This window comes from Calderihabitans maritimus (genome assembly GCF_002207765.1).
In the GTDB taxonomy this organism is placed as follows: Bacteria; Bacillota; KKC1; order Calderihabitantales; family Calderihabitantaceae; genus Calderihabitans; species Calderihabitans maritimus.
On sequence record NZ_BDGJ01000059.1, the window covers coordinates 1 to 25,477 of the forward strand.

General features: G+C 45.0%; 25 protein-coding genes, 1 pseudogene and 1 riboswitch. Of the genes and pseudogenes, 2 read left to right on the forward strand and 24 right to left on the reverse strand.

Going from position 1 to position 25,477, the window contains the following annotated elements:
- Window positions 1–459: 459 nt before the first annotated feature.
- On the reverse strand, window positions 460–627 hold the full coding sequence (tatA, locus tag KKC1_RS05745; protein WP_192868105.1) for a twin-arginine translocase TatA/TatE family subunit: 168 nt from the start codon (window positions 625–627) through the stop codon (window positions 460–462).
- Window positions 628–839: 212 nt separating this feature from the next.
- Window positions 840–1,709 (reverse strand): C-GCAxxG-C-C family protein, encoded by an 870-nt coding sequence (locus KKC1_RS05750; protein WP_143288687.1) that lies wholly within the window; start codon window positions 1,707–1,709, stop codon window positions 840–842.
- Between the two features lie 549 nt (window positions 1,710–2,258).
- On the opposite strand from KKC1_RS05750, the gene KKC1_RS05755 reads away from it, so the two are divergent.
- Window positions 2,259–3,173, forward strand: coding sequence for a selenium metabolism-associated LysR family transcriptional regulator (locus tag KKC1_RS05755; RefSeq protein WP_088553535.1), 915 nt, complete (start codon window positions 2,259–2,261; stop codon window positions 3,171–3,173).
- Between the two features lie 53 nt (window positions 3,174–3,226).
- Here KKC1_RS05755 and KKC1_RS17765 read toward each other — a convergent pair whose 3' ends face one another.
- From KKC1_RS17765 to KKC1_RS05790, 7 genes are all read right to left on the reverse strand, one after another.
- Complete coding sequence (locus tag KKC1_RS17765; protein WP_088553536.1) at window positions 3,227–3,376, reverse strand: YeeE/YedE thiosulfate transporter family protein; 150 nt, start codon at window positions 3,374–3,376, stop codon at window positions 3,227–3,229.
- Between the two features lie 142 nt (window positions 3,377–3,518).
- Window positions 3,519–5,264 (reverse strand): phosphoenolpyruvate--protein phosphotransferase, encoded by a 1,746-nt coding sequence (gene ptsP, locus KKC1_RS05765; RefSeq protein WP_088553537.1) that lies wholly within the window; start codon window positions 5,262–5,264, stop codon window positions 3,519–3,521.
- Window positions 5,264–5,533 (reverse strand): HPr family phosphocarrier protein, encoded by a 270-nt coding sequence (locus KKC1_RS05770; protein ID WP_088553538.1) that lies wholly within the window; start codon window positions 5,531–5,533, stop codon window positions 5,264–5,266. The genes ptsP and KKC1_RS05770 overlap by 1 nt, the downstream gene beginning before the upstream one ends.
- Before the next feature lie 14 nt (window positions 5,534–5,547).
- Window positions 5,548–6,000 carry a PTS sugar transporter subunit IIA gene (locus KKC1_RS05775; protein WP_088553539.1) on the reverse strand — a complete coding sequence of 151 codons (453 nt, stop codon included), beginning with the start codon at window positions 5,998–6,000 and terminating at the stop codon, window positions 5,548–5,550.
- A gap of 22 nt (window positions 6,001–6,022) precedes the next feature.
- On the reverse strand, window positions 6,023–7,402 hold the full coding sequence (locus KKC1_RS05780) for a PTS fructose transporter subunit IIC (protein ID WP_088553540.1): 1,380 nt from the start codon (window positions 7,400–7,402) through the stop codon (window positions 6,023–6,025).
- 30 nt (window positions 7,403–7,432) lie between these two features.
- Window positions 7,433–8,377, reverse strand: a complete 945-nt coding sequence (pfkB, locus tag KKC1_RS05785) for a 1-phosphofructokinase (RefSeq protein ID WP_088553541.1) — start codon at window positions 8,375–8,377, stop codon at window positions 7,433–7,435.
- Window positions 8,378–8,387: 10 nt separating this feature from the next.
- Window positions 8,388–9,155: a DeoR/GlpR family DNA-binding transcription regulator gene (locus KKC1_RS05790; RefSeq protein WP_192868109.1), complete on the reverse strand. Its 768-nt coding sequence runs from the start codon at window positions 9,153–9,155 to the stop codon at window positions 8,388–8,390.
- A gap of 284 nt (window positions 9,156–9,439) precedes the next feature.
- Here KKC1_RS05790 and KKC1_RS15680 point away from each other — a divergent pair.
- A pseudogene (locus tag KKC1_RS15680) lies at window positions 9,440–9,592 on the forward strand (ISLre2 family transposase); the annotation flags it as partial.
- A 52-nt stretch (window positions 9,593–9,644) separates the two neighbouring features.
- Window positions 9,645–9,727, reverse strand: a riboswitch (cyclic di-GMP riboswitch).
- Window positions 9,728–9,819: 92 nt separating this feature from the next.
- Here KKC1_RS15680 and nrdG read toward each other — a convergent pair.
- From nrdG to murG, 15 genes are all read right to left on the reverse strand, one after another.
- Window positions 9,820–10,326, reverse strand: coding sequence for an anaerobic ribonucleoside-triphosphate reductase activating protein (nrdG, locus tag KKC1_RS05795; RefSeq protein WP_088553543.1), 507 nt, complete (start codon window positions 10,324–10,326; stop codon window positions 9,820–9,822).
- A 24-nt stretch (window positions 10,327–10,350) separates the two neighbouring features.
- Entirely contained in the window at window positions 10,351–12,363 is a 2,013-nt protein-coding gene (gene nrdD / locus KKC1_RS05800; RefSeq protein WP_088553544.1) for an anaerobic ribonucleoside-triphosphate reductase, read from the reverse strand.
- Between the two features lie 15 nt (window positions 12,364–12,378).
- On the reverse strand, window positions 12,379–12,840 hold the full coding sequence (nrdR, locus tag KKC1_RS05805; protein ID WP_088553571.1) for a transcriptional regulator NrdR: 462 nt from the start codon (window positions 12,838–12,840) through the stop codon (window positions 12,379–12,381).
- A 160-nt stretch (window positions 12,841–13,000) separates the two neighbouring features.
- A complete protein-coding gene (locus tag KKC1_RS05810) occupies window positions 13,001–13,273 on the reverse strand; it encodes a YlmC/YmxH family sporulation protein (RefSeq protein ID WP_088553545.1) in 273 nt (90 codons plus the stop codon).
- 91 nt (window positions 13,274–13,364) lie between these two features.
- Window positions 13,365–14,024 carry a stage II sporulation protein R gene (gene spoIIR / locus KKC1_RS05815; RefSeq protein WP_192868106.1) on the reverse strand — a complete coding sequence of 220 codons (660 nt, stop codon included), beginning with the start codon at window positions 14,022–14,024 and terminating at the stop codon, window positions 13,365–13,367.
- Between the two features lie 12 nt (window positions 14,025–14,036).
- Window positions 14,037–14,813: an RNA polymerase sporulation sigma factor SigG gene (gene sigG / locus KKC1_RS05820; protein WP_088553546.1), complete on the reverse strand. Its 777-nt coding sequence runs from the start codon at window positions 14,811–14,813 to the stop codon at window positions 14,037–14,039.
- A 152-nt stretch (window positions 14,814–14,965) separates the two neighbouring features.
- On the reverse strand, window positions 14,966–15,688 hold the full coding sequence (gene sigE, locus KKC1_RS05825; protein WP_088553573.1) for an RNA polymerase sporulation sigma factor SigE: 723 nt from the start codon (window positions 15,686–15,688) through the stop codon (window positions 14,966–14,968).
- Window positions 15,689–15,703: 15 nt separating this feature from the next.
- Complete coding sequence (gene spoIIGA / locus KKC1_RS05830) at window positions 15,704–16,654, reverse strand: sigma-E processing peptidase SpoIIGA (RefSeq protein WP_088553547.1); 951 nt, start codon at window positions 16,652–16,654, stop codon at window positions 15,704–15,706.
- Between the two features lie 544 nt (window positions 16,655–17,198).
- A complete protein-coding gene (gene ftsZ, locus KKC1_RS05840; RefSeq protein WP_088553549.1) occupies window positions 17,199–18,248 on the reverse strand; it encodes a cell division protein FtsZ in 1,050 nt (349 codons plus the stop codon).
- A gap of 30 nt (window positions 18,249–18,278) precedes the next feature.
- Window positions 18,279–19,523: a cell division protein FtsA gene (gene ftsA, locus KKC1_RS05845; RefSeq protein ID WP_428844930.1), complete on the reverse strand. Its 1,245-nt coding sequence runs from the start codon at window positions 19,521–19,523 to the stop codon at window positions 18,279–18,281.
- A 195-nt stretch (window positions 19,524–19,718) separates the two neighbouring features.
- A complete protein-coding gene (locus KKC1_RS05850) occupies window positions 19,719–20,486 on the reverse strand; it encodes a cell division protein FtsQ/DivIB (RefSeq protein WP_088553551.1) in 768 nt (255 codons plus the stop codon).
- An 80-nt stretch (window positions 20,487–20,566) separates the two neighbouring features.
- Window positions 20,567–21,829 carry a UDP-N-acetylglucosamine 1-carboxyvinyltransferase gene (gene murA, locus KKC1_RS05855; RefSeq protein WP_088553552.1) on the reverse strand — a complete coding sequence of 421 codons (1,263 nt, stop codon included), beginning with the start codon at window positions 21,827–21,829 and terminating at the stop codon, window positions 20,567–20,569.
- The gene (gene murB / locus KKC1_RS05860; protein WP_202819962.1) at window positions 21,774–22,778 is read right to left on the reverse strand and encodes a UDP-N-acetylmuramate dehydrogenase; all 1,005 of its coding nucleotides are present in this window, start codon (window positions 22,776–22,778) and stop codon (window positions 21,774–21,776) included. Before murB ends, murA begins: the two co-directional genes overlap by 56 nt.
- Window positions 22,779–22,809: 31 nt before the next feature.
- Entirely contained in the window at window positions 22,810–24,207 is a 1,398-nt protein-coding gene (gene murC / locus KKC1_RS05865) for a UDP-N-acetylmuramate--L-alanine ligase (protein ID WP_238134218.1), read from the reverse strand.
- A gap of 132 nt (window positions 24,208–24,339) precedes the next feature.
- The gene (murG, locus tag KKC1_RS05870) at window positions 24,340–25,464 is read right to left on the reverse strand and encodes an undecaprenyldiphospho-muramoylpentapeptide beta-N-acetylglucosaminyltransferase (RefSeq protein ID WP_088553553.1); all 1,125 of its coding nucleotides are present in this window, start codon (window positions 25,462–25,464) and stop codon (window positions 24,340–24,342) included.
- Window positions 25,465–25,477 lie beyond the last annotated feature (13 nt).

The following is a 25,477-nucleotide window of genomic DNA, read 5'->3' on the forward strand; positions in this document are numbered from 1 at the left end:
ATCCACCTCAGTCATTTCAAGGGTTTCCGGTTGTCGGGTCATTGATTTTGAAGATTAACTGTCAAAGATGAGTAATAATTATTGGATATAAAAGCTTAACTCTCCTTTTTCATAATCTCATTTTATCCCCTACCCTCGGGGCACCAAGTGGGACGATGGGGATCGAAAATTACCCCTTGCCTGATTGGTGGTTTTTATGTGATTCCCCACCAAAAAAGAAAAACCCTCCCCAAGGTTCACTCATTTCCAGCTATTTGGATTGTTCTTGGTTCAAATTATTGTTGGCCGCAAGAATTTGCCAACCAAAGTAATTGCAATTAGTATTATAATAATGGTGGATAAGATTACTCTTTTCACAAAAGCTGCTCCTTTATTAGGGAAAAACCAATCTGTCCATCAGGAAGATAACAGCAATAACTGGAACGAAAATCTAAGTTAAAATTTAGACTCCTGGCAGATTTAATCTTGTTTCGCATCCTCTTCTACCGATTTATTTACCGCGACCTTAAATTCCCGAATACTCTGGCCCAAGGCCTTACCTACTCCAGGTAATTTACCAGCACCGAAAACAATAAATGCAAGTAACAATATAATTAACAGTTCAGGCAATCCTATTCCGCCCAACATCGTGGTTAACCTCCAATCTCAACATTTTGTTTTTACTCCCTTAACCTCTTTCCCCTTAGAATTTAAGGTTCACCGCTTTTCTATAGGTGGTGAAATTGTTTGACACCTTTTACCAAGTAGATAGCTTCTTTAAAACGATATTTGTTTATATGGAAAGAACGGGGGCTAACGCCCCCTAAACCGTTACTATCTCCTATATTTAGTCACCGCGTTTAACCCCTGTGATCATCATGACAAGTCAGGCAGTCCATCTTACCACGGGAATTTTCTAAGACTCCACCCTTCGTATGACAGCTACCGCAGTCAGTAATTGCTTCAGGAGCCTTATAAACAGGTGTGAAGCTACCCTCAACAATTATTTGATTTAATAGCTCCACTGCCTTTGCTGCTATATCACCAGCTAATTTAGCGCAACGCTCTGCCCTCTCTGGAGAGAACGATTTCTTCCCTGAAGCTTTACACCAGTTGGTAACCGAAACATGGCATAATGGGTTTCCAGCTACACTTTGTGCTTGTTCGCCCATATCGCCAAATTTGTTACTATTTGCAGTCGGCAAAGGTGTTGTAGAATAATAACCTAGCAATTCATTAATCGCCACCCCTAACTTTTCATGGTCTTTTCCAAGAATTAAGTTGATAGCCATGCAAGAACCGTTTGCCGCACCACATAAAGTTGCCCAGCCCATTACTCCTCCCGCACCGTAATAAGCAAGTTGTTCTACAGGAGGTATGGCATCGTATGGATAACCGACTTCTTTGGCCAAAGTCTCAATTATTGCCGCAAAAGAACCTGCCATACAGTGTAAGTCTCTTTTATAAGCCTCAAACCCTGCCTTTCTTACCACTTCGGGATCCAATTTTTTGTAAGGCCAAGGAGTAGGGGGAAATTCGACCTTAGTATTTGTTGCCGCTACAGTTTCTTTTGCTTTTTCTTTCGTCTGTTCTGCCATCTTAGCCGAGCAACCTACTAAACCAATACTACCAATACCAACGGCAGTACCAACAGCAAACTTACCTGCGTCACAGAGAAACTTTCTTCTTGATAAAGCCTTTTCTAATGGTTTCACTTTCTTGTCTTCCATAATCTCCACCTCCCAAAGGTTATGAAAACCGTACCCCAGCCAGCCTTCAGCCTGACTTTCTCCCTTAGGTAATTGTTTTCCAATCCTTACTTTTGTCTCAACCTTTCCTCCTTTTGTTACGTTATACCCCCCCTTTTTTTCGTTTGTGAAATAATACACACACTTTCATAAAAATTTCACTCGAGATCTACAGTGGATAAATTTTTTAGCTCAGCCTGAAATTTTTCACTACTACCTCGTATTTCTTGTTCCGTAAATCTCGAGCATAAAACTGGTTTTCTCTACAATTTTTGCTCAGTATCCCTATCCTGTATCGCTATACATAGCATTTTTCACGTGTTTTAGTTATCCTGTTCACAAACACTTATATCGATATAGATTTTGATTATGACCATACATGGCTTATATACAACTCCTGTTCTGTATTGTTGTTCCATACTCAGTGCTTGCAAACTCCTTTAGGGTTATATTGAACCATGGTAACTACTTGAATATAATAAAAATAAAAAAAGCGGCTATGCTCACATACGGGCAAAGGAGATAATATCCATGAATATTTCTCACTTTGAATTACTTTGCGAAGTAGCAAGGGTGAAGAGTTTTTCGAAAGCAGCTAAATTACTCCATCTGAGTCAACCTGCAGTAAGTTCACAGATTCACTCCATTGAAGATTATTATGGGGCAAAGTTATTCGAACGCAGTACCAGCGGGGTTACTTTAACACCTGTAGGTGAAATAGTGTATCAATATGCAAAAGAAATACTACGGCTACACGAGAAATTAGAAAAGGAAATTGATGATCTATTGAATACTGAAAATCAAAAGTTGATAATTGGCGCCAGTTCGACTATCGGAAATTATGCAATACCCTGTACCATTTGGACATTTAAAGAAAAGTATCCTTGTACTCAAATTAAGTTGGAAGTAAAGAACACGGAAACTATCCTTAGCATGCTAGCGAATGATGAATTAGATCTGGCTCTATTGGAAGAACCCATTCCAAAAAATGATGGAAATTTAAAGAAACAGCCGGTTTTAAATGATGAGTTGCTGGTGATAACTCCACCCAAAAAACCATGGGTTGATAAAACTTCCATTACTTTAGAAGAATTAAAAAAAGCCCCGTTGATTATCCGGGAACAAGGCTCTGGTTTACGCTATATGTTTGAAAAAGCAATTTCTGGGTTAAATGTTAAACTGCCAGAAGATTTTAACGTGATAGCTGAAATGGGGAGCACTGAAGCCATAAAGTCGGCGGTGGAAGCTGGATTAGGCGTATCTATCTGCAGTAGTCTGGCTATTAAGAAAGAAATTCGCTCGGGAACAATTCATCCCTTAAGAATTGAAAATGCCGAATTTCAAGTAAATTATCTAATAGTTTATAAAAATGACAAACAATTGAATAACGCCGCAAAAAGATTTATACGATTTTTAGCAGGGCCCGGGAAAGATCCTTTCTGTTAATGACTATGATCTTACGAAGTAATATCGTAACCACAGGCTGGTTAAAATGCCCCCTAAAAGCAAAAAGAATCCAAAAACCAGCCGTGAAGTGACTGAGAAGATATTTCTCCCAGTAGTGCACTGATATTGCAACCTAATGCTAAACTAGCGCCATAACCCATTAAAAAATTCCTAGAACAACTTGCGAACCTGATCTTATTCATTTAACGCGAAATTCACCAGCCATAACACCAGCCAGAACCGCCAAATCCGTTAATCCCAAAGCATTTTAAAAGCCTGAATCCCCCTCCAAGGAGGGGTTTCAGGCTTTAGCTCATGATAGGCGATGGATGCCCTGAAAATTAATCAGAGAAGCCCTTTTTCCTTTTGAAATTCTTCCAATTTACTGCGTACTTCCTCCGTTGTGGTCAATTCCAGGATTTCTTCTACCAATTTTATACATTCCTTGCGGTTAATTTGGGAAATAACCTGCTTCACTTTTTTAATCGATCCTGCCACCATACTCCATTCGTCAAGACCTAACCCTACAAGAAGAGGGGCTGCCAACGGATCTCCGGCCATGCCGCCACACATACCGGTCCACTTACCTTCCCGGTGGGATGCCTCAATAACTTGTTTGACAAGACGTATGACCGCCGGGTGAAGGTGATCATATAAATAACTTATTTTTTCATTCATGCGGTCCACAGCTACTGTATATTGAACAAGATCATTTGTCCCGATACTGAAGAAATCAACTTCCTTTGCAAATTTATCGGCCAAAATGGCAGTGGAAGGAACTTCAACCATAATCCCCACTTCAACGGACGGGTCAAACTTAACTCCTTCTTTCATCAGCTGATCTTTCACTTCTTCTAAAATTGCTTTGGCCTGTCTCCATTCCTCAAGGCTTGAGATCATAGGAAACATGATTTTAACTTTACCATAGGCACTAGCCCTTAAAATCGCTCGCAGCTGAGTAACAAGCAATTCACTTTGATCTAAACTAAGGCGGATTGCCCGGTATCCCAAAAACGGATTCATTTCTTTCGGCAGGGAGAGATAAGGGAGCTCTTTATCCCCGCCAATATCAAGGGTGCGGATAATAACCGGCTTACCTTTCATGGCCGATACAACCTGTTTGTAGGCCTCATACTGCTTTTCTTCCGAGGGCATTTCCGTTTCATTCATAAACAGAAATTCTGTACGGTATAATCCAATGCCCTCGGCCCCATGTTCCAGAGCTGGTTTGGCTTCTGCCGGCGTTCCAATGTTTGCAGCTATCTCTACCCTAAACCCATCCGCTGTTATCGCGGGCTTAAAGGTAAACTGTTCTAGTTTACGTAACGCCTCCTCTTCCCTTTGTCTTTTTGCCTCGTATTCCTCAATAAGCCGGTCATTGGGATTTACAATACACTCACCGGTGCTGCCATCTATAATAATAAAATCACCGTCATTAATTTGTTCAATGTTTTTACCCACACCAACAACAGCCGGAATACCCAGGGAGCGAGATAATATCGCAGTGTGTGAAGTTTTACCTCCCACTCGGGTGACAAATCCCAAAACGTATTTTTTGTTTAATTGTACCGTATCAGATGGCGCCAAATCATCAGCCACCAATATAACTTCTTCTTTGATGCCTGATAGCGCTGTTCCTTTTTTTCCTTGCAGATGCAGTACAAGTCGCTTTCCTACATCCCGTACGTCAGCCGCTCTTTCCCGGAAATATTCATCATTCATTCCTTCAAATATCGCTGCAAACTGTTCCACCACCTCATTTACTGCTTTTTCGGCGGAATATCTGCGCTGGCGAATGAGCTTTTCCATCTCGGGGCAAAAAGACGGGTCATTTAAAAAAGCCTGCTGTGCCATTAAAATAGCTGCTTTATCTTTTCCAAGCTCCGCTCTTGTCCGCTCAATGAGTTCATCAAGTTCCCGGTAGGATTTTTCTTTGGCGAGCTGCAGTCGATGTACCTCATCATTGATTTCTTCTTCTGATATCGTGTCACGTACAGATTTCCCTTGACTAATAAACGGCTGATAAAGAAAGGCTTTTCCTAAACGTATTCCTTCAGATACGCCAGTACCCCTGATGGTTATTGCTGCCATTAGGCTTCACCAAACCTTTGTTCAATTAACTCCGCCAATGCTTTAACAGCCTCTTCCTCATCATCCCCACTGGCTTCAATGGTTATCTTGGTACCCTTGATAAGAGCGAGACTCATAAGTCCCAATATACTTTTAGCATCTGCTTCAGATCCATCCTCTTTTTTTACTTTAATTTCCGATTGAAATTCACTGGCTTTTTGGGTAAATAATTGTGCCGGTCTTGCATGCAAGCCTGTTTCGTTGGTAATAGTTACCTCTTTTTTAACCATGTGAAGCCCTCCCTTTAAATTGTCTCTAATACCTGTATAACTTCTTCCGGTGATTTTGCTTCCTTAAGCTGATTGCGAAATTCTTCGTGCATTAGTTTTCGAGCAATTGCAGCTAAGATTTGCAGATGTTCATTACCTGCCTGCTCTTCGGGAACGGCAATTAAAAAGACAATGGATACTGGATAGCCGTCAAGGGAGTGCCAATCGATGGGCCGGGCCAATTTAGCAAAACCCAACGCCGGTGCAGCCACCCCTTCAGATTTGCCGTGGGGGATGGCCACACCAAATCCAACGCCAGTTGAACCCTTTTCCTCACGTTCTAATACCGCTTGCAAATAGGTATCTTTATTTTTGACAGCCCCGCTTTTTACCATCTTCTCAACCATTTTTTCAATGCATTCTTCCTTATCGTCAGCATCAAGGGACAGGTCAATGGTTTCTTTACTAATGATTTCCACTAATTTCACGTTTCTTACCCTCCGACTCAACTTATACTTTATTAACATCTATAGGACGTTTTAATAGATTGACCAGTATCGCGGTAACTATCGTTCCTATAATGATAGAAACGGCATACATGAACAAGTTGCCTACAGCATGTGGAATTAGTAAGACAAAAATCCCTCCGTGGGGCGCTCGCAGAGTTGCCCCAAATAACATAGACAACGCACCTGTTACTGCGGAACCGACCATAATGGCCGGAATGACACGGAACGGGTCAGCCGCAGCAAAGGGTATTGCTCCTTCTGTAATAAAGGAAATTCCAAGAGCAGCAGCTGCTTTTCCCGCTTCCCTTTCTTCCGGCGTGTACTTTTTCGGAGCAAGAAGCGTTGCCAACCACAGCCCTAACGGCGGTGTCATACCTGCAGCCATTACAGCAGCCATCGGCCCGTAAATTTCGCTTCCCAAAAGCCCCACAGCAAAGGTGTAAGCGGCTTTATTTACCGGGCCACCCATATCAAAGGCCATCATAGCTCCCAGAATTAAACCAAGGATAACGGCATTGGCTCCGGTTAATCCAGACAGCCACTTGGTCAGACCATCCATAATAGCCTTTACCGGACCGCCGACGACATAAATCATAAGCAGACCGGTTGCTAATGTTCCCAAGAAAGGTATAATTAAGATGGGTTTTAAGCCTTCCAGGTTCTTTGGCAGTTTGATGGCATCTTTTAACCATTTAGCAATGTATCCGGCAATAAAACCGGCAATAATTCCGCCCAGGAACCCGGCTCCAATTTTGGACGCCAGCATACCACCTACCAGTCCAGGTGCAAGACCAGGCTTTTCGGCAATGGAATATGCAATAAAACCTGCCAGAACCGGTACCATCAAAGCAAAGGCTGAACCGCCCCCGATATCCATTAAAGCGGCAGCAAGGGTACCTTCTTCTTTAAAGGCTTCAATGCCAAAGATAAATGAAATTGCAATAATAAGTCCCCCGGCGGCCACCAGCGGTATCATGTAGGAAACACCGTTCATTAAGTGCTTATAAACACCTGTACGCTGTGCAGTGCGCTCGGCTTTGGTTTTTTGTATTTCTGCAATATAGTCCTGTGATGTAGGCTTTTTGTCCAACGCTTCATCTAACAGTTTACCAGGATTTTTAATGGCCTCACCAACTGAAGCCTTTACCACAGGCTTGCCTCGAAAGCGCCCCTCATCCACATCAGTATCTGCCGCAATTATGATGGCATGAGCTTCCGCGATATCCTCTTCGGTTAAAGCGTTTTCAACACCAACGGCCCCGCGGGTCTCCACCTTTATTTCTATATTTTTTTCCTCAGCTGCTTTTTTTAACGCTTCAGCCGCCATGTATGTGTGTGCAATACCAGTGGGACACGCCGTAACTGCTAAAATTTTCTTCATAATATTCTTTCCTCCTTGTCTTGATGCTTTTTAAAGTTGGATCCTTGTAACATTTACATCATTTAATAAACGCTGCACTTCGGCAAAGGAACATACTTCCGTGCCTGCCTTAGAAGCCGTTACCGTACCTGCAGCGGTAGCCCACCGCGCTACTTCTTCCAATAATTTATTTTCCAGGAAGGCATAAGTCATAGCAGCAACCATCGAATCTCCCGCTCCGACAGTACTCTGCGGAGTAATTGGGAAAGGTGTTACGCGATAAGCTTCTTTTTTGTCCAGAACGATCGATCCCTTGCTGCCCATGGAAACAACAACAACCGTAACCCCTTCATGAATCAGCTCTTGGCCGGCGGTAACAATGTCCTGTTCGGTTGGCAGCGAACGTCCTACTAACTGTTCAAGCTCATGGATGTTGGGTTTCACCGCAAAAGGGCGTGCTTTAATGCCTTCCTTTAGTGCCTTTCCGTCGGCATCCAAGATTGATTTTACATTTTTCCCCTTGGCAAGGGTGATGTAATCTTTATAAATATCTTCTGGAACTCCACGCGGCAAGCTTCCCCCAAGTATAAGAAAGGAAGCATCCTGTAGAAGGTTAGATAATTTCTCCCGAAATTTAGTTAAATCTTCGGCTGATACTTCAAAACCAGGTTCATTAATTTCAGTTGTCAATTTCGTTTGGTTATCAACAATTTTTAAATTGGTACGAGTTACCCCCTGAACTTCCACAAACTCTGTTTTTATCCCTAGGTCTTTTAAACTTTTTTGAATAACCCCCCCTTGAGAATTCCCGATAAATCCGGTAGCAATTACATCAATAGCAAACTTCTTTAGTACCTTTGCTACATTAACACCTTTTCCACCGGGATCTAGGCGCATCTGTTCGACACGGTTTAGCCCCCCTACATCCAATCGAGGAATGATGATCGTTTTGTCCAGCGCCGGGTTAAGCGTGACGGTTACAACTTTTGGCAACATATGTTTCCTCCTATGGGTGAACAAGATGTATCCCAACACCCAATGCTTTAATTTGACTGCTAAAGTGCTCGTCTACTGCATCATCTAAAATAATTTGATTGATTTCATTAATATCGGCTATTTTGGCATGAGATATTACCCCAACTTTACTATGGTCTGTTAATAAAATAACCTGCTTTGCTATACTTATCATTTTTCTTTTTGTAGCTGCTTCTATTAAATTAGGAGTTGTCAGACCTGCTTCTACATCTATTCCGTTTGTAGCTAAAAACAATTTGTCAACACGAATCATGCTTAAGGCTTGTTCAGCTATAGGCCCGACCATCGCAAGAGTTTCTTTTCTTAGTATGCCGCCTACTACTACCAGTTCAATCCCCGGGTGAGTAAGTAATTCTTGGATAATATTAACAGCATTTGTTACAACGGTTAATTTTGAAAAAGATTTTAATTCTTTGGCCAACTCAAAGGTGGTTGTACCGGCATCCAGTAAAATCGTGTCTCCCTCTTCGATCAGTTCCACCGCTTTTTTAGCAACTGCACGCTTTTCTTTTAGAAAAGTTACTTCTTTTTCACCAAGGGTAGGCTCAAAATTTACGCTTTGTAAAGATAAAGCACCGCCGTGTGTTCGTTTTATGAGCCTGGCTTCTTTCAGTTCTTTAAGATCACGACGAATTGTCGATTCGGAGACCTGTACAACTTCCGTGAGCTCCTGTACGGAAGCCCTCCCATGATTTTGGATATAATCCAAAATAATTTTTTTTCGCTCTTCACTGTACAATGACACCTACTCACCCCTTTCCTTTCGTATTTGATGCACATTATTGACTGTTTTTGATTTTTTTTGATTGTTTATAATTAATAATAGCTGATCGTTTCAAAAATTTCAATAAGATTTTTAAAAATTTCAATAAAATTTTTTATATACTTTTACCCATACCATAAAATGGTATGGCCGTAATTTTAATAAGTAACGGAAGGGGAATAGCCCCCGAGAAAGAAAAGAGACCTCACCCGAAAAACCCCATAAAACAAATCGAAAGGAGTTGAGGTCTCATGTTAAATATTCGTCACCAGGAAGGGGAAGAAAAAAGGGCGGCGGTTTTTAAAGATGGCGAAGCTCCCGCTGGAAAAGAAGTAGCCCTGAAGCTATGCATCGAAGCCGATGGGGTAATGATTCGTCTACAAAGGGCAAAGGAAAAGAGAGGGGAAATCAAAACCGCATGAGGTCGGGTAATACCGAAAACATGCGATCAATACTCAAAATTTTTTCGACAACCCGGCTACCATAGTTTATAGCTTAGGCCCGTGGCTTTGCGTCCTTGTCTTTCGACAAGTTTGCCTTTATCCGGTTAAGTTGAATAGGCGGAACATTGTAGATACACCAACAAACAGCTACCGCCCTGTGGACTGGGCAGTAGCTGTTCGCCAGCCAGTGGTATGGGTCACGCAATTTCTGCCGGTACTGCCTTCCCCTGCCTTAAAGAACGCCGCACGTCAATTATCCGCTGGTTACGGGATCCCCGGAAGGGTAAATTCAAGTCCCTTTCCGCCAGGATAAAAGGCCCGTCCACCAACCAGTCGCTAACCTGCAAAAGTTCCCCAAAATATGGGTTGATCTCCGCGAGGGCCAGGATCTCTTCGAAAGTGTAACCGGTATAAGTAACAATATCTTTGCCCAGTTCTTTGATCCGGCGCCCTAAAAGGCTGAAGGCTTCCGCCTGGTAGAAAGGCTCCCCGCCCGAAAAGGTGACCCCTCGGATAAACCGTGACTGGCGCACCTGCTCAACAATTTCTTCTACCGTCGTCTCCTGTCCGCCCAAGGGGTCGTGGGTTTCGGGATTGTGGCATCCGGGGCAGCAATGGGGACACCCCTGAGCAAAAATCACCAGCCGAATACCCGGACCGTCTACCACACTTTCCCTCACGATCCCGGCAATTCTCAGTTTCATATTACCCGCTCCTTAAGTTTACGTTTACATATGCGGCCTACGATCTCTCAACTCAGCCCGTTTGGCATCATTAAACCTGTCCACCGTGCTGAAATATCCGGTTATGCGTCTTACCCGCTTGATATCCGGGGAACCGCATGCCGGGCAGCTATCTTCGTTAATTACACCCAGCTGGCTGCAACCGTTACAAAAATCAATGGGGAAGTTAATTCCTGCGTAACCCATATCGCATTCTTTCATATGACGTAATATGGTTTCCACTGCCTCCAGGTTGTGAAGAGGTGGCGAGGCCAGCTCCACATAACTGATATGTCCTGCATTGGTATACTTATGGTAAGGCCCTTCTATAGAAATTTTATCAAACATGCTTATAGGAAAGCTGACCGGTACATGGAAAGAATTGGTGTAATATTCTTTATCTGTAACTCCGGGGATTTCACCATATTCTTCCCGGTCCATGCTTACAAATCTCCCCGAGAGGCCTTCCGCAGGAGTAGCCAAAAGGGTGTAGTTAAGATTGTACTCCTCGGCAGCTTCATCTACCTTCTTGCGCATGTAAGCCACAATTTCCAGGCCGAGTTTCTGGGCTTCCTCGGACTCCCCGTGGTGTTTGCCGGTCAGCGCGGTTAGCGTTTCCGCCAGCCCGATAAATCCGACAGAAAGAGTACCATGCTTAATGGCTTCCTCTATGTAGTCATCCATCCCCAGGTGTTCGGAATCCAAGTATAACCCCTGTCCCATTAGAAAAGGCATGTCTTTTACCTTTAACTTCGCCTGGACACCGTAACGGTGATACAACTGACGGACCGCCACATCCAGCATCTTGTCCAGGTATTGGTAAAACTTATCCACGTTGCCTTTAGCTCTGATGGCCAGACGCGGCAAATTAATCGAGGTAAAAGACAGATTACCTCGCCGTTCTGTAACTTCAGGACCCCGGCGGTTCGCAATTACCCGGGTACGGCATCCCATATAGGCTACTTCCGTTCCATAAGGGCTGTTAAAAGAAGAATCCATAAAACTGAAGGTGGGATTCATGCGCCGGGCTGCCACCCTTATGGCCAGTTGGAACAGGTCATAATTAGGGTCACCGGGATTGAAATTAACCCCTTCTTTAACCCGGAAAATAATATTAGGGAAAATAGGATTTTCTCCGCGCCCCAGGCCGGCTTCATAAGCCAGGAGCAAGTTACGAGTAACCTTCCGGCCCGCTTCTGAAGTATCGGCTCCCAGGTTAATGTTGCTGAAAGGCACCTGAGCCCCTGCCCGGCTATGCATAGAATTAAGATTATAAATAAGGGCTTCCATAGCCTGGTAGGTTTCTTCCTCAGAAGCATTCTCTACATAAGGGGCAAGGTCACGGTCAAAAAAGGGAAAAGATTGGCCACCATGCATATCATTTTGGGAACTCTGCAGGATGATAGCAGCTAAAGCGGTAGCAGAGGTAGGACGTTTAGGCGGTCTTATGTACCCGTGACCGTTATTAAACCCTTCTCTCAACAGTTTACCCAGAGGAATCTGGATACATGTAAGGGTCTTTCCGTAAAAGTCCAGGTCATGAATATGGATATCTCCCGACCGGTGAGCCGTAGCAAATTCTTCCGGAATGAACCGGTTTAAATAGAAAGTTTTGCTGGCTGCGCTGGCTATTTGAAGCATCTTGGCCGACGGAGAGTTCCCAATATTGGCATTTTCCCGGTTAGTTTCTATTAAAATCTGCTGCACCGCTTCCATGAGGTCAGATTTGGCTTCCCGAATACGGGTACGCTTGTCCCGGTAAAGTATGTACGCCTTTGCAGTCTTGGCATGACCGTGCTCTATAAGAACCTTTTCCACCACATCCTGAACATCTTCTACACCAAAAATATCTCCGTTGAACCTTTGTTTCAACATTTTCAGTACTTCAACCGTAAGTTCAACCGCCGTTTGCCGGTCTTCCCCTCCTACAGCCTTGGCAGCGGCAAAGATGGCATCGGTAATTTTTGCATCATTGAATGGAACTATACGGCCATCCCTTTTTCTGATGTGAGTAAACATACTTCAGACCTCCTCCTAAGATTTATTGTTCTTCAGAAGATTTTCCAATTCTTGCATAAAAGTTTGCAGGTCCTTAAACTGACGGTACACAGAAGCAAATCGAACATAAGCCACCTCATCAATTTTCCGCAACCGCTCCATCACCATTTCTCCTATCTGCTTGCTACTAACTTCCCGTTCCATAGTATTCAGCAGCTCTTTCTCGATCTCATTTACCATATGCTCTATCTGACTGGTAGATACCGGGCGCTTTTCGCAAGCCTTCATAATCCCTACCTGTAATTTTTCGGGATTAAAAACCTCCCTCCGTCCGTCTTTTTTAACTACTACCAGAGGAAGGTCCTCTATCTTTTCGTAAGTAGTGAACCTTTTACCACAATCGAGGCACTCTCTCCTACGGCGAATAGAGTTCCTTTCCTCGGAAGGACGGGAATCCAACACTTTAGAATCGCTGTACCCGCAAAAAGGACAACGCATAGTTTCAGCTCCCCGGCGACATAAATTTTTACCGGAAACCGTCAAATATTAATTAACCTCAATATATTGTGTTTATTTTTATTATACAACACAATATATGGTAAGTCAATGTAAATTCGGTAATTCTTAACAAAAAAGCCTTCCCTTTTTGGAAAGGCTTTTATCCCATCTCTTGTTCTTTAGGTTCAGGCGCGGTAAAATCCTTTATTTCCACTAAAATAACATCCACTCCAATCTTTTTAATCTTTGACCAGTCTATACGAATGTCATCGTTCCTTCCAAACAATCCCAAGAAACGGCTTTGGCCGGGTAAAATCAACGCTTTTACCCTACCTTTTTCCAAGTCCACATCTATATCTTTTATATATCCCAGGCGACGTCCGTCGACCACATTAATCACATCCCGCATCCGCAAATCGGAAACCTTGAGCAACAGCCCCACCTCCTTGGCCATTCTATCACTATTATATGAATACAGCGGGCCAGATGTGCATAAAAATAAGGGACTCTTTGGAAGAGTCCCATTAATCGGAAGGTTTTTTCCCCAATTGCATTACCGCATCGTGGGATCGTTTAAATATTTCCCAGATTTTAATTTTCCATTCTACCTGCAATTCCCTACCTTCCTGCTCCGGTATCCAATCTCCACCAGCCAAGGCAGGGGTCGACAGTTCCCCACCCGTTCCCCGAGCCAGATTGTTTGAAATGTCCACGAAACACAGGGGAGGAAATAGAACGCACCACCAGTTTTCCCCTTTTCCTTCTCCGATAACTACTCTCACCGCTTCGTACCGGCCGGCTGGAAGTACAAAGCTTCCGTAGGACTTAGTAGGGAAATCAAAATACCCCCACCGGGCGGTAACTGGATAGTCCTTGCCGGCTGTCCTTATGGTACGAGCAGCAATTTGCTCCATGGCTGCCAGATTAGCCCTCACCACGCGTCGAGCTTCTGATAAAGTGTTGGCCGCCTGAAAACGCGAGCCTAACTCTGCCATTATGGCATCTCTAACTTTTCTCTTCAATTCCTGGTCTTCCGGTGTATCGCTGTTAGCAATGATGTGCAACCGTATCAGGCCGTAAGGCCGATAGATTCCTGGGCGGTTTACTACTACCGCCCCGACCCAAACAAGTAGCATCAGACAAATGAGCATTATTATTCTATACCGGTAATTTAGGGAAAACATCTCTACACCACCTTAAAACTGTACGTGCTTTCTAATATGATTAAGCGCCGCCTTCTCCAAACGGGACACCTGGGCTTGGGAGATACCGATTTCTTCAGCCACTTCCATCTGCGTCTTGCCCTCAAAAAACCGTAAAGTTAAGATAGTCTTTTCCCTTTCGTTGAGTTTGGATAAAGCTTCCCGAACGGCAATCCCTTCCAGCCAGTTGGAATCAACATGCTTTTCATCTCCGATTTGATCCATTACGTAGATAGGGTCTCCCCCATCGTGGTAAATCGGCTCAAAAAGGGATATGGGCTCCTGAATGGCATCCAGGGCAAATATAATTTCCTCGCGGGGAATTTTGAGTTCTTCGGCAATCTCATTTATAGAAGGTTCACGGGAATTTTTATTTATTAAAGCATCCCGCACCTGCAAAGCTTTATAAGCTATGTCACGGAGAGACCGGCTAACCCGGATAGAATTGTTATCCCGCAAGTACCGTCTTATCTCTCCAATAATCATCGGCACCGCATAGGTAGAAAACTTAACGTTTTGGTCCAAGTTAAAATTATCTATAGCCTTTATTAACCCAATGCAACCTACCTGAAAAAGATCGTCAACATATTCGCCCCGATTAGTAAAACGCTGTATAACGCTGAGTACTAGACGGAGGTTCCCGCTGATCAGTTGTTCTCGGGCCGAAGTGTCACCTTCATGCATGGCTTTAAATAGTTCCCGCATTTTCTCATTACTCAAGACGGGCAGTTTTGAAGTGTTGACACCGCATATTTCAACTTTATTGGCCATTGAATGGGAGAACCTCCTTATATTTTAAAATCAGGATACTATCCTAAGTATTTCCCAGGCCCAATTCTTTTATACTCTTCCGCAATTTTGGAGTTCATAGCAAAAAAATAAGGTGAACCAAATTACGGTTCACCTAGCCAGCAGTTTTAAGTTTACTCCATTTTATTTATTTCTTTACGCAATCGCTTAATGATTCTTTTTTCTAATCGAGAAATATAAGACTGAGAAATGCCCAGAATGTCTGCCACTTCTTTCTGTGTCTTTTCCTCTCCGTCCACCAAACCAAAGCGGAATTCCATAATCTTTTTTTCGCGGGGAGATAGCTTTTTCATGGCAGCGTGGAGCAGCTTTTTATCCACTTCTTCTTCGATCAATTTGTAAATGGTATCGCTATCGGTTCCCAGGACGTCGGAAAGAAGCAATTCATTGCCATCCCAGTCGATATTCAAAGGCTCGTCAAAAGAAACTTCTACCCGGGTCTTGTTGTTTCTTCGCAAGTACATGAGTATCTCATTCTCAATACAGCGGGAGGCATAAGTAGCCAGCTTAATCTTCTTTCGTGGATCAAACGTGTTCACCGCTTTAATCAATCCTATAGTCCCCACGGATACCAGGTCTTCTATATTCAGTCCTGCATTTTCAAATTTCCGGGCAATATAGACTACCAGGCGTAAATTACGTTCTATGAGAATGCTCTTAACTGCTGTATCTCCTTTTTCCAGTCTGGCTAACAAATAACCTTCTTCATCACTGCTCAAGGGAGGAGGCAATGCCTGACTGCTTCCTACGTAATAAAGTTCGTCCTCCAAGCCTAGCTTCTGCAGCATGCGGATCAGCAGCAGGAGTAGGTTTAGCTTTATCCGCACCCACCGCATCAACCAAATCCCCTCCTAATGTCCCAGGGCAGAATTAATTAAATCCGGGTGTAATAAGGCCCGGTAGGACCCTTCCCCAGATAAGGGCTTCCGATAAACACCTAAAATGACATCGCCAATCTTAACCGGGCTACCGTCTGCAACTACGATAACTTCGTCGGGACGGAACCCTACTAACACCCCTTTACTCTTGCCAATGGAAGTAAAAGGAATGATACGTAACCGGGCAGCCCAAGATGTGCCTTGTAACGAAGAAACAATTTCCGTTACGTCCGGTTCTGGATTTTTGTCAAAGGCTTGCTGCAAAGCAGGAGGAAGGAACGGTTTAATCAGGTCGTACTCTACAATCATTACCGGTTTCTTGGATATGGGATCTCTCAATTGGTTTCCGGTATCCACCAGCGCCTTCACCGGTATCCTGTGACTGCCAAAACGAATAATAACCGGCACCCGCATGATGCTTTGAAAGAAATTTTTTCTGATAGCCACGACCCCCCATTTACCCATAAGTACCGCAATGGCCACTGCCGCCAGCAGCCAGGTATATCTTACACCGGTCAAAAATAAGCGAATGCCGGCGGTGGCTGTTACCACTTGAGGATTGTTGTTGAAGTAAAAAATAGCTCCCAGCATAGCTCCTCCCATGGCAAAAGAAACGAGATAGAAATATCCTAAGGCTTGAAGAAACCGACGCAGTTTTACCTGGGGAAAAGCCGCCCAAACCATGGCTACCGGAAATAAAATCTTGCCGGCCAGGATAAGTCCGGAACTGTGGTAGTAGGGAGAATTAAGGCCTACTAAAAAGAGTAAAATAGAAAATAAAGCTCCAAAGGCAGCACCGGCGGCAAGTCGACCGGCTGTAGTTGAAATCTGGCTGAACTTAGAGGTAGCCCATAATACCACATAGTCCATAAAAAAGTTAATGAAAAAAAGAATGTCCAGATAAACTGCGTACCTTCCCTGCACGCACCCAGTTCCCCCTCCATTTGTCCACGTCTAATTACTACCATATATATGAAAATAAATTGGCGTTTAATACCATTTCCTTTCAAAAAATATTATAAAGCCTACACCTGGCAAAACTTGTCATTTTCTAGTCTCTACAAAAAAAAAACAACGGCTACTAGCCGTTGGCCGTGATGTTTAAACCTAGAGTTCCCAAATATGAGGTGGCCAGATGACAAATATAGCTAAAGAAAAGGTCACTATAAAGGTCAGGGCGCTGAATAGGAGAAAGACTAAACTCTTAAAGGCTATATTCTTTATTCTGAAAGTGTAATTCACCAGGTAAAGACTGACGCTAAGGCTGAAAATAATAATCAGAATGAACCCGATTAAGAAAAGCGTCTGCACTTTAGCGCCTCCTTCCCATAAAAAATTAAAAGGCCAGCGCTTTCGCTGGCCTCTGGACTTGAGTCTCCGGACTTCTTCCCCATACTCTTCAATTTTCCTTCCTAGTAAAATTATACCTCGGCGATAAAAACAGTGCAAGTTCTATTCCCAAATATCTTCACCGACGTCGCAAAAAGGCAGGTATTTCCAAGTCATCAGTATTCAGGTTGGATTTAAATGACAAGTCAATACCTTTTTCCCTGCGGGAAGCTTTTTCCTCAAAACCGGTAGCTATTACCGTTACTCTAATTTCGTCGTCTAAACTCTCGTCAATCACTGCACCGAATATAATATTGGCGTCCGGATCCGCCGCACCGGAAATAATTTCCGCCGCCTCATTCACTTCAAATAATCCCAGGTTCGGGCCTCCGGTTATATTGAGCAGTACCCCTTTGGCTCCCTCGATAGAAGTTTCCAGCAGAGGACTGGATATGGCCATCCGCGCCGCTTCAGTAGCCCGTTTTTCCCCGGAGGCTCTACCGATACCCATCAACGCAGAGCCCGTATTGGCCATGATCGTCTTCACATCAGCAAAATCCAGATTTATCAGTCCCGGTACCGCTATTAAGTCTGAAATACCTTGTACGCCCTGGCGCAAAACGTCATCTGCTATACGGAAAGCCTCCGTAATGGAAGTCTGTTTGTCCACTACCTGTAGAAGGCGGTCATTGGGAATAGTAATGAGGGCATCCACCTTGCTTTTCAGTTCACTTATCCCCTGTTCTGCCTGTGTCGCTCTCTTGCGTCCCTCAAAGGTGAAAGGCCGTGTTACTACTCCGACGGTTAGAGCTCCTAATTCCTTGGCCACCTCCGCTACAATAGGAGCTGCGCCTGTTCCTGTACCTCCCCCCATGCCGGCAGTGACAAATACCATATCAGCCCCCTGGAGGGCCTGTACAATTTCATCCCTGCTCTCTTCCGCTGCCTTTTTCCCTATTTCCGGATTAGCCCCGGCACCTAAACCTTTGGTAAGCTTAACTCCTATCTGCAACTTGTTCTCTGCCTGCGAAAACTTTAGAGCCTGCGCATCGGTATTTATACTAATGAATTCTACACCTTTGAGCCCTGCCGCAATCATTCGATTGACCGCATTACTACCTCCGCCACCTACTCCTACTACCCTGATGGCTGCAAAATTGTTTACATCTACTTCTTCCAGTTCAATCATACCTGTGACCTCCTTTAACCTAAAACGTTTTTAATTAAAAAAATCCCTCAACCACAATCTCAACTTAGACATAAAGCCGCCCAGCAAAGGATCAGCGGTTGGTGCTGCCTCCGTTAACGCAACCTGCCTGGCTCCGTATAGAACAAGTCCAGTAACCGTCGCATAGCTACCGAAATTTACCATATCCGTCAATCCACCTATCTTGCCAGGCAATCCAACTCTGACCGGCATTTGCAATTCCTCCGCCGCCAGTTCTACCAGTCCGTCCATGGATGCTACGCCTCCGGTCAAAACAACACCTCCGGGAAGCATTCCCTTGTATCCAGAATCATATATGCGTTCCTTGATGAGAGCCAGTATTTCCAGTATTCGCGGCTCTATGATGCTGGCAATTGTCTTGCGGGACACACGTCGAAACTCTTGTTTCCCGACGTTAGGTATTTCTACCAACTCATCACTCGGCATAAGTTCCGCCAGTACACAACCATGTTTCTTTTTTATTTCTTCTGCCTGAGCTAAAGGTGTTCGCAGGCCTACCGCCAAATCACTGGTCACCAAATCCCCTCCTACCGGTAACACCGCGGTATACCATAATGTCCCTTCATCAAACAGAGCAATTTCTGTAGTGCCGCCACCGATATCTATAAGAACTGCCCCTAATTCTTTCTCTGCTGGCTGCATAACGGTCTCAGCAGCTGCAAGAGGATTTAGCACCAGTTCCTCCACCTGTAACCCGGCACGGGAAACGCTCTTCAACAAATTTTGAATAGCCGTCTGAATGCCCGTTACTATGCTGGCCTCTACTTCCAGACGGGTCCCGGACATGGCCACCGGATCCATGATGCCGTCATGGCCATCGACTATGTACTCGCGAGGAATAACATGAATAATCTCATGGTCGGGCGGTACAGGGACAATTTGGGCCGCCTGAAGAACCCTGTGCACATCCTCAACCGTTATTTCCCGATTCCGGCGGGATATGGCCACCACACCCCGGTTATTAAAAGAAGCAATATGAGCGCCGGTAATTCCTGCATACACGGTCTCTATAGGATGCCCACTCATTTGCTCGGCCTTTTCCACTGCCGATTGTATAGCCTTTGCCACACTATCAATATCTACAACCATACCTTTGCGCAAGCCGGAACTTCTAGCCTCTCCGACTCCAATAACTCTAACTTCTTCTTGCTCCGCAATCTCTCCTACTACTACCGCTACCTTAGAAGTTCCCACATCCAGCCCTGCTACTATCCTTCGTCGGGCCAACCCGGCCACCTCCAGCCATCTACTATACCGGAGTAATACGAATATTATTACTTAATTAGGGAAAAATGGTACTTGTTGTTTAAAAGAAAAATTCAACACAAAAAGTCTATTCCCTCTTTTAGCCTTAAAGATTTTTCCCCATTTTTGTGTGTTGGTTCACCGGCAAAGCAAGCAAGAGCAGCGTCGAAGCTGCCCTTATTCCCCTCATTGTCGGTACTTAACCACCGGGCTACCGTAATAACTGAGATCAATATACTCCAACTGGTCAATCTTTCCTTGCTCCACCCACTGGTAATGTATGGTCTCCAATAAGGCCATTTTTTCTACTATATTTTCGCCAGTACCCAGACGTACTTCCAGGCCCGCCGGAGTATAGGCTTTTAAACGCTCCAAATTGGCCACATCCAGCTCCGCAATTAATTGCCGCTGTTCCGGGGTCAAAGATTGCAGAAGCCTGAGCCCTTCTTCCAAGTTTTTGTTATGCCGTATAGCTTCCCCAGGGAATATTTCCCTATTGACCACTACCCCGGTCAGCAGGGGTAAAGAAAGGTTACTGATTTCCTGTACTTTTTTTAGCACCGACCCTTCTTCGTCAACCACCATAAAACCGGTTGCCGAAGGAATTAAAGCCAGTGGGTTCCTTTCCGTAATCTCAATCACCACTCTGTCGGGGAAACGCCGTGAAACCTTCACTGACTTTATCATGGGATGAGTGAGGACCTTGGTTTTAATTCTATTAACGTCTAATCGTAAAATATTCAGTCCCGGCTGGATTCCAGAAAGCTGAATTATTTGCTGCCGGTCAACGGTACTTAATCCTTTAACTACTACTTTACGAACATCGAAAAGACTGGACTGAAGAAAAAAATAAATAGCCGCCAGGACCAGCAGAACAAACAGGATACTCCTCAAAAAAACAGAGCCCTTGCGGTATCGTATCCTCTTTATATTCCGGGAACGAGTGCGGGTCACCTTTTTCCTTCCCCCAGTGAATCTTCTCCTTCAACAATATAATTATATCACGATCTGTTTGACTACCCGACAAGTTTCTCCTATTCCCGGTTAGAGTTCACTCGAATAACCCTCGCCCCTAATGAATTAAGTTTTTTCTCCATGTCCTCATAACCTCTGTCCAGGTGGTGTACGTTTTCTACTACGGTAGCATCCTCGGCGGCCAAACCGGCCAAAACCAAAGCCGCCCCAGCTCTCAGATCGGAAGCCTCTACGACAGCCCCGCTGAGACGATTTACTCCTTTAACAATAGCAACGCGTCCTTCTACTTTAATGTTGGCTCCCATCCTTGTTAACTCATCCACATGCTTGAACCTGCTCTCAAAAATGGTTTCGGTTATAATGCTGGTACCTTCGGCAATTGACATTAAGGCAACCATCTGCGGTTGCATGTCGGTGGGAAAACCAGGATAAGGCAGGGTTTTTATATCTAATGCTTTTATTCGTCCTCTACCCTTGACCCTAATACCATCCTTATACTCGACAACGCTTACTCCTGCTTCCCGCAGCTTGGCACTGACAGGCTCTATGTGATTGGGTATAACGTTTTTGAGAACGACATCACCATTCGTAATAGCTGCCGCCACCATATAAGTGCCGGTTTCTATCCGGTCCGGAATTAGGTTGTGTTCCGTTCCTCTCAGTTTTCTTACTCCTTCTATCCTGATTACATCGATTCCTGCTCCCTTGATTCTAGCACCTAAACGGTTAAGAAAATTTTGCAAGTCAACAATTTCCGGTTCTTTAGCGGCGTTCCTGATAATTGTAGTCCCTTTTGCCAGAGTTGCAGCCATCATAATGTTCTCTGTAGCACCTACGCTGGGAAAATCCAGTTGAATGTCAGCGCCGCGAAGTTCCTTGGCTTCAACTTCTATAAATCCATATCTTTCAGTGATTTTGGCCCCTAAAGCCTGAAAACCTTTGAAATGGAGGTCCATAGGACGAGACCCGATGGCACATCCTCCAGGATGAGCTACCTTGACCCGGCCAAAACGGCCAAGTAGAGCACCCATTACTAAATTGGAAGCTCTTAATTTTCGCATGAGGTGCTCAGGAACCTCGGTATAGTTTATCTTACGGGGATCTATAACCATAGCGTGGCCGTTCACTTCTACTCTGGCACCTAAAGACTTCAGGACATTTTTCATCACCCTCACATCTGTTAACCGGGGCACGTCATAAATAACACAGGGCTCACCCGCCATAATACTGGCAGCCATAATGGGAAGCACGGCATTTTTGGCACCGCTAATGGTTACCGTACCGGTCAGGCGGTTCCCCCCCACAATTATGAACTTTTCCACCCGCGTCACCCCCAGAACTGTGACTTCCCTCTCCCAGCACTTTAATTTCCGGTTCAAGCCAGATACCGAAACGCCTCTCCACCAGCAACTGCACCTCTCTGACCAGGTTTAGAACATCCTCGGCACGGGCATTTCCGCAGTTGACGATAAAGTTGGCGTGTTTTTCCGAAACTTTAGCGTCACCCCTGCGCAGGCCTTTAGCTCCTGCTTTCTCGATAAAATACCATGCCGGTTTTTGGGAAGGGTTCTTGAAAACACTGCCTGCACTAGGCTGATCAACCGGTTGTACCCGTTTTCTTCTAGCCAGGTTTTCTCTCATCTTCTCTTCTATCTGGGACCTGGAACCGGCTTTTAAGCGCAATACTGCTCGAATTACAATCCCGTTTTCCTTCTGCAGAGAGCTGTAGCGATATCCGAACTCTAATCTTTCTGGCTCCAGTTCCCGCATTTGTTCCGGGGGCTTGAAAAACCAGACCTTTTCTACTAATTCACCTATGTTGTCTCCCTCGGCACCGGCATTCATTAAAATAGCCCCACCCACTGTGCCGGGAATACCAATGGCAAATTCTAAACCGCTTAGAGAATGCTCGGCAGCTTTTCGCGCAAGTAAAGGCAATTTAGCCCCGGCATCTACTACCAGGGCATCTTCTTTCACTTCAATGTTGTTAAAATGGGCGGATGTCTTTATTACCAAACCTCTAATTCCTTGGTCAAGGACTAAAATATTGGAGCCGTTACCAATCACCGTGACCGGTATCTCATACTGGCCGGCCCATGAAAAACAGGTCTTTATATCTTCCCAACTCCGGGGAAGCACCAGAAGATCGGCCGGCCCGCCGATCCTCCAGGTGGTGTGATCTTTTAGCGGAGCGTTGGCGATTACTTCTCCCTGCAGGTATCGCTCCAATTCCTCTTTTGACTTTTTCCAATCCTTGTTTCCGGCCAACAATTTTAAATCCCTCCGGTTTCATGGCCCGTAGTTAACGGGTTGCGGTTGAAGTTTGACTTAAGCTCTGCAGTCGCTTCACTAGTTCCACTCCCGTCTTCCAAATATTCCCTGCTCCCAGAGTAAGAATCAGGTCGCCGGGGTAATGATGCTCGGCCAGGAAATCCACGATATCTTCCTGGTGTTCAAAATAGAGCACATTCTGCCCGGCCTCCCGAATAGCTTCCACTATTAATTCGGCGCTGACACCCGGTATAGGTTTCTCTCCGGCACTGTAAATTTGATTTACAATAACCAGGTCTGCCTTGGAAAAAGCTGCGCCAAACTCCTTGTGCAGAAACTTGGTTCTGGTGTAGCGGTGAGGCTGGAAAACGGCAATAACTCTCCGGGGCCCTGTCTGACGGGCCGCTTGCAAGGTCGCCTTTAACTCCGTAGGATGGTGGGCATAATCATCCACTACCCGTACACCGTTAACCTCACCGGTCAACTGGAAGCGCCTCTGTACCCCCCGGAAAGTTTTTAAAGCTTCCGCTATTCCAGAAAAAGGTATTCCTAACTTCATTCCTACGGCAACAGCCGCCAGGGCATTAATTATATTATGCACTCCTGGAATTTGAAGTTCCACTTTACCTATTTTTTTTCCTTGGTACAGGATGTCGGCTGTAGTTTCAAATCCGTTCTTTATCACATTAGCCGCCTGAAAATCCGGATTTCCTTTAAGACCATAAGTTAGACAGGGAACTCCTGCCGAAGAAGCCAGTTTGTTTAAATTTCTATCGTCAGTACACAGCAGTGCAAAACCGTGGGAGGGTACTAACTTTACGAATCGAGTAAAAGCTTCCAATATGCGCTCGAAACTACCGTAATAATCTAAATGGTCATTTTCTACATTGGTTACTACCGCTACTTCAGGCTTTAGCTTTAAGAAGGACCCGTCGCTCTCGTCAGCTTCCGCTACCAGATATTCTCCCCGTCCCAGTTTGGCATTACACCCGATATCGTAAACCTCTCCCCCCACCACCAAAGTTGGGTCGAGTCCATTTCTTTCCAGTACCAAAGAAATCATGGAGGTAGTTGTGGTCTTGCCGTGGGCTCCCGCTACAGCGATACCCTTTTGCCGCTGCATCAGCCAGCCCAACATCTCCGCCCGCTGCATAACCGGGATACCACAATCCTTTGCCTTTTGAATTTCCGGGTTATCCACAGGAATGGCGGAGGAAACCACCACTCGAGTCACATTATCTGCCACGTTGTCCGGCCTGTGTCCGATATAGACTCTAGCCCCTAATTTTTCCAACCTCTGGGTAATATCTGATGCTCGCAGGTCCGATCCTGAAACCTGATAGCCCAGTTCCAGCAAAATCTTAGCAATACCGCTCATACCGGCTCCGCCAATACCAACAAAATGAATCCAGCCGTTGGATTTCTGCACAGGCTCTCAACTCCTTCTTGATGCAACAAGACTTACTGGCTGAGATTTTGAGATACCCCGGCTTACACATCCCCATTATATGCCGGACCTTCTCAAAGAGTTACATCAAATTACAAAATATATTTTTCTTTACTATTCTCTTTTGGACTTGCCACCAGCTAATTCCATTACGGCATTAACTATATCTTCGAGCGCACCGGGTTTGCCCAATTGACGACACCTTTCCGACATACGCCGCAACCGTTCCTGATCTGCCATTAAATTCTCCACCGTAGCCAGAAGCCTTTGCCCGTTAAGTTCCACGTCAGGTATCACCACTGCTGCCCCCTGTCGCTCAAGGGAGCGAGCATTGAATTCCTGATGATTTTCTGCCGCATACGGATAAGGAATTAAAATACCGGGAATGCCTTTTATCATCATTTCTGCCAGGAAAGCGGCTCCTGCCCTGGCTACTACTAAATCAGCAGCCGCCAGCGCATATTCTATATGGTATAGGTAGGGTTTAATGGTAATATTCCCAGAATTAACCACATCTATACCCAACCTCTCCAGTCCCGCCATAGTTTCCTGGTATCCGTCTCTGCCGGTAACATGTATAATCTGTAAAGCTTCACTAGCCAAGTATTTCTGGACTACCGACAACATGGCCCGGTTAATGCTTCTGGCCCCCCGGCTTCCCCCGAGAGCTAGCAAGGTTTTTTTTCGAAAATCCAAGCCTAATTTCTTAATGCCCTCATCCCTTGTTACTCGTAATATCTCCGGCCGTACCGGGAGCCCGGTAACTCTCCCTTTCTTCTCCGGAAAGTAAGCCAAAGAGTCGGGAAAAGTCACACATATAACATCTACAAAACGTGCTAACCATCGGTTGGTAAGCCCGGGCAAAGCATTTTGCTCATGTAACAGGGTCGGATATCCCATTAAGGCAGCTAATAATACGACCGGACCGCTGACGTATCCTCCGGTTCCAATTACCACATCCGGTCGGAACTGCTTTAAAAGTTGCCGCGCTTGGACCATTCCCGTTATTCCTTTGCAAACTGTGGTCACTGCACGCCAAGATAATTTCCTTTCCAGGCCGGTTACGGTGATGGTACGAAAGGGAATCCCTTCCTTGGGTACTATATCCGCTTCAAGTCCCCTTCGGGTACCTACGTAAAGAACCTCAACCTGGGAAAGCTTTTTTTGTAAACCCCGAATAATACTTATGGCCGGGTAAACATGACCACCTGTTCCACCACCGGTCACCAAAACCCGCAATATGTTCACACCC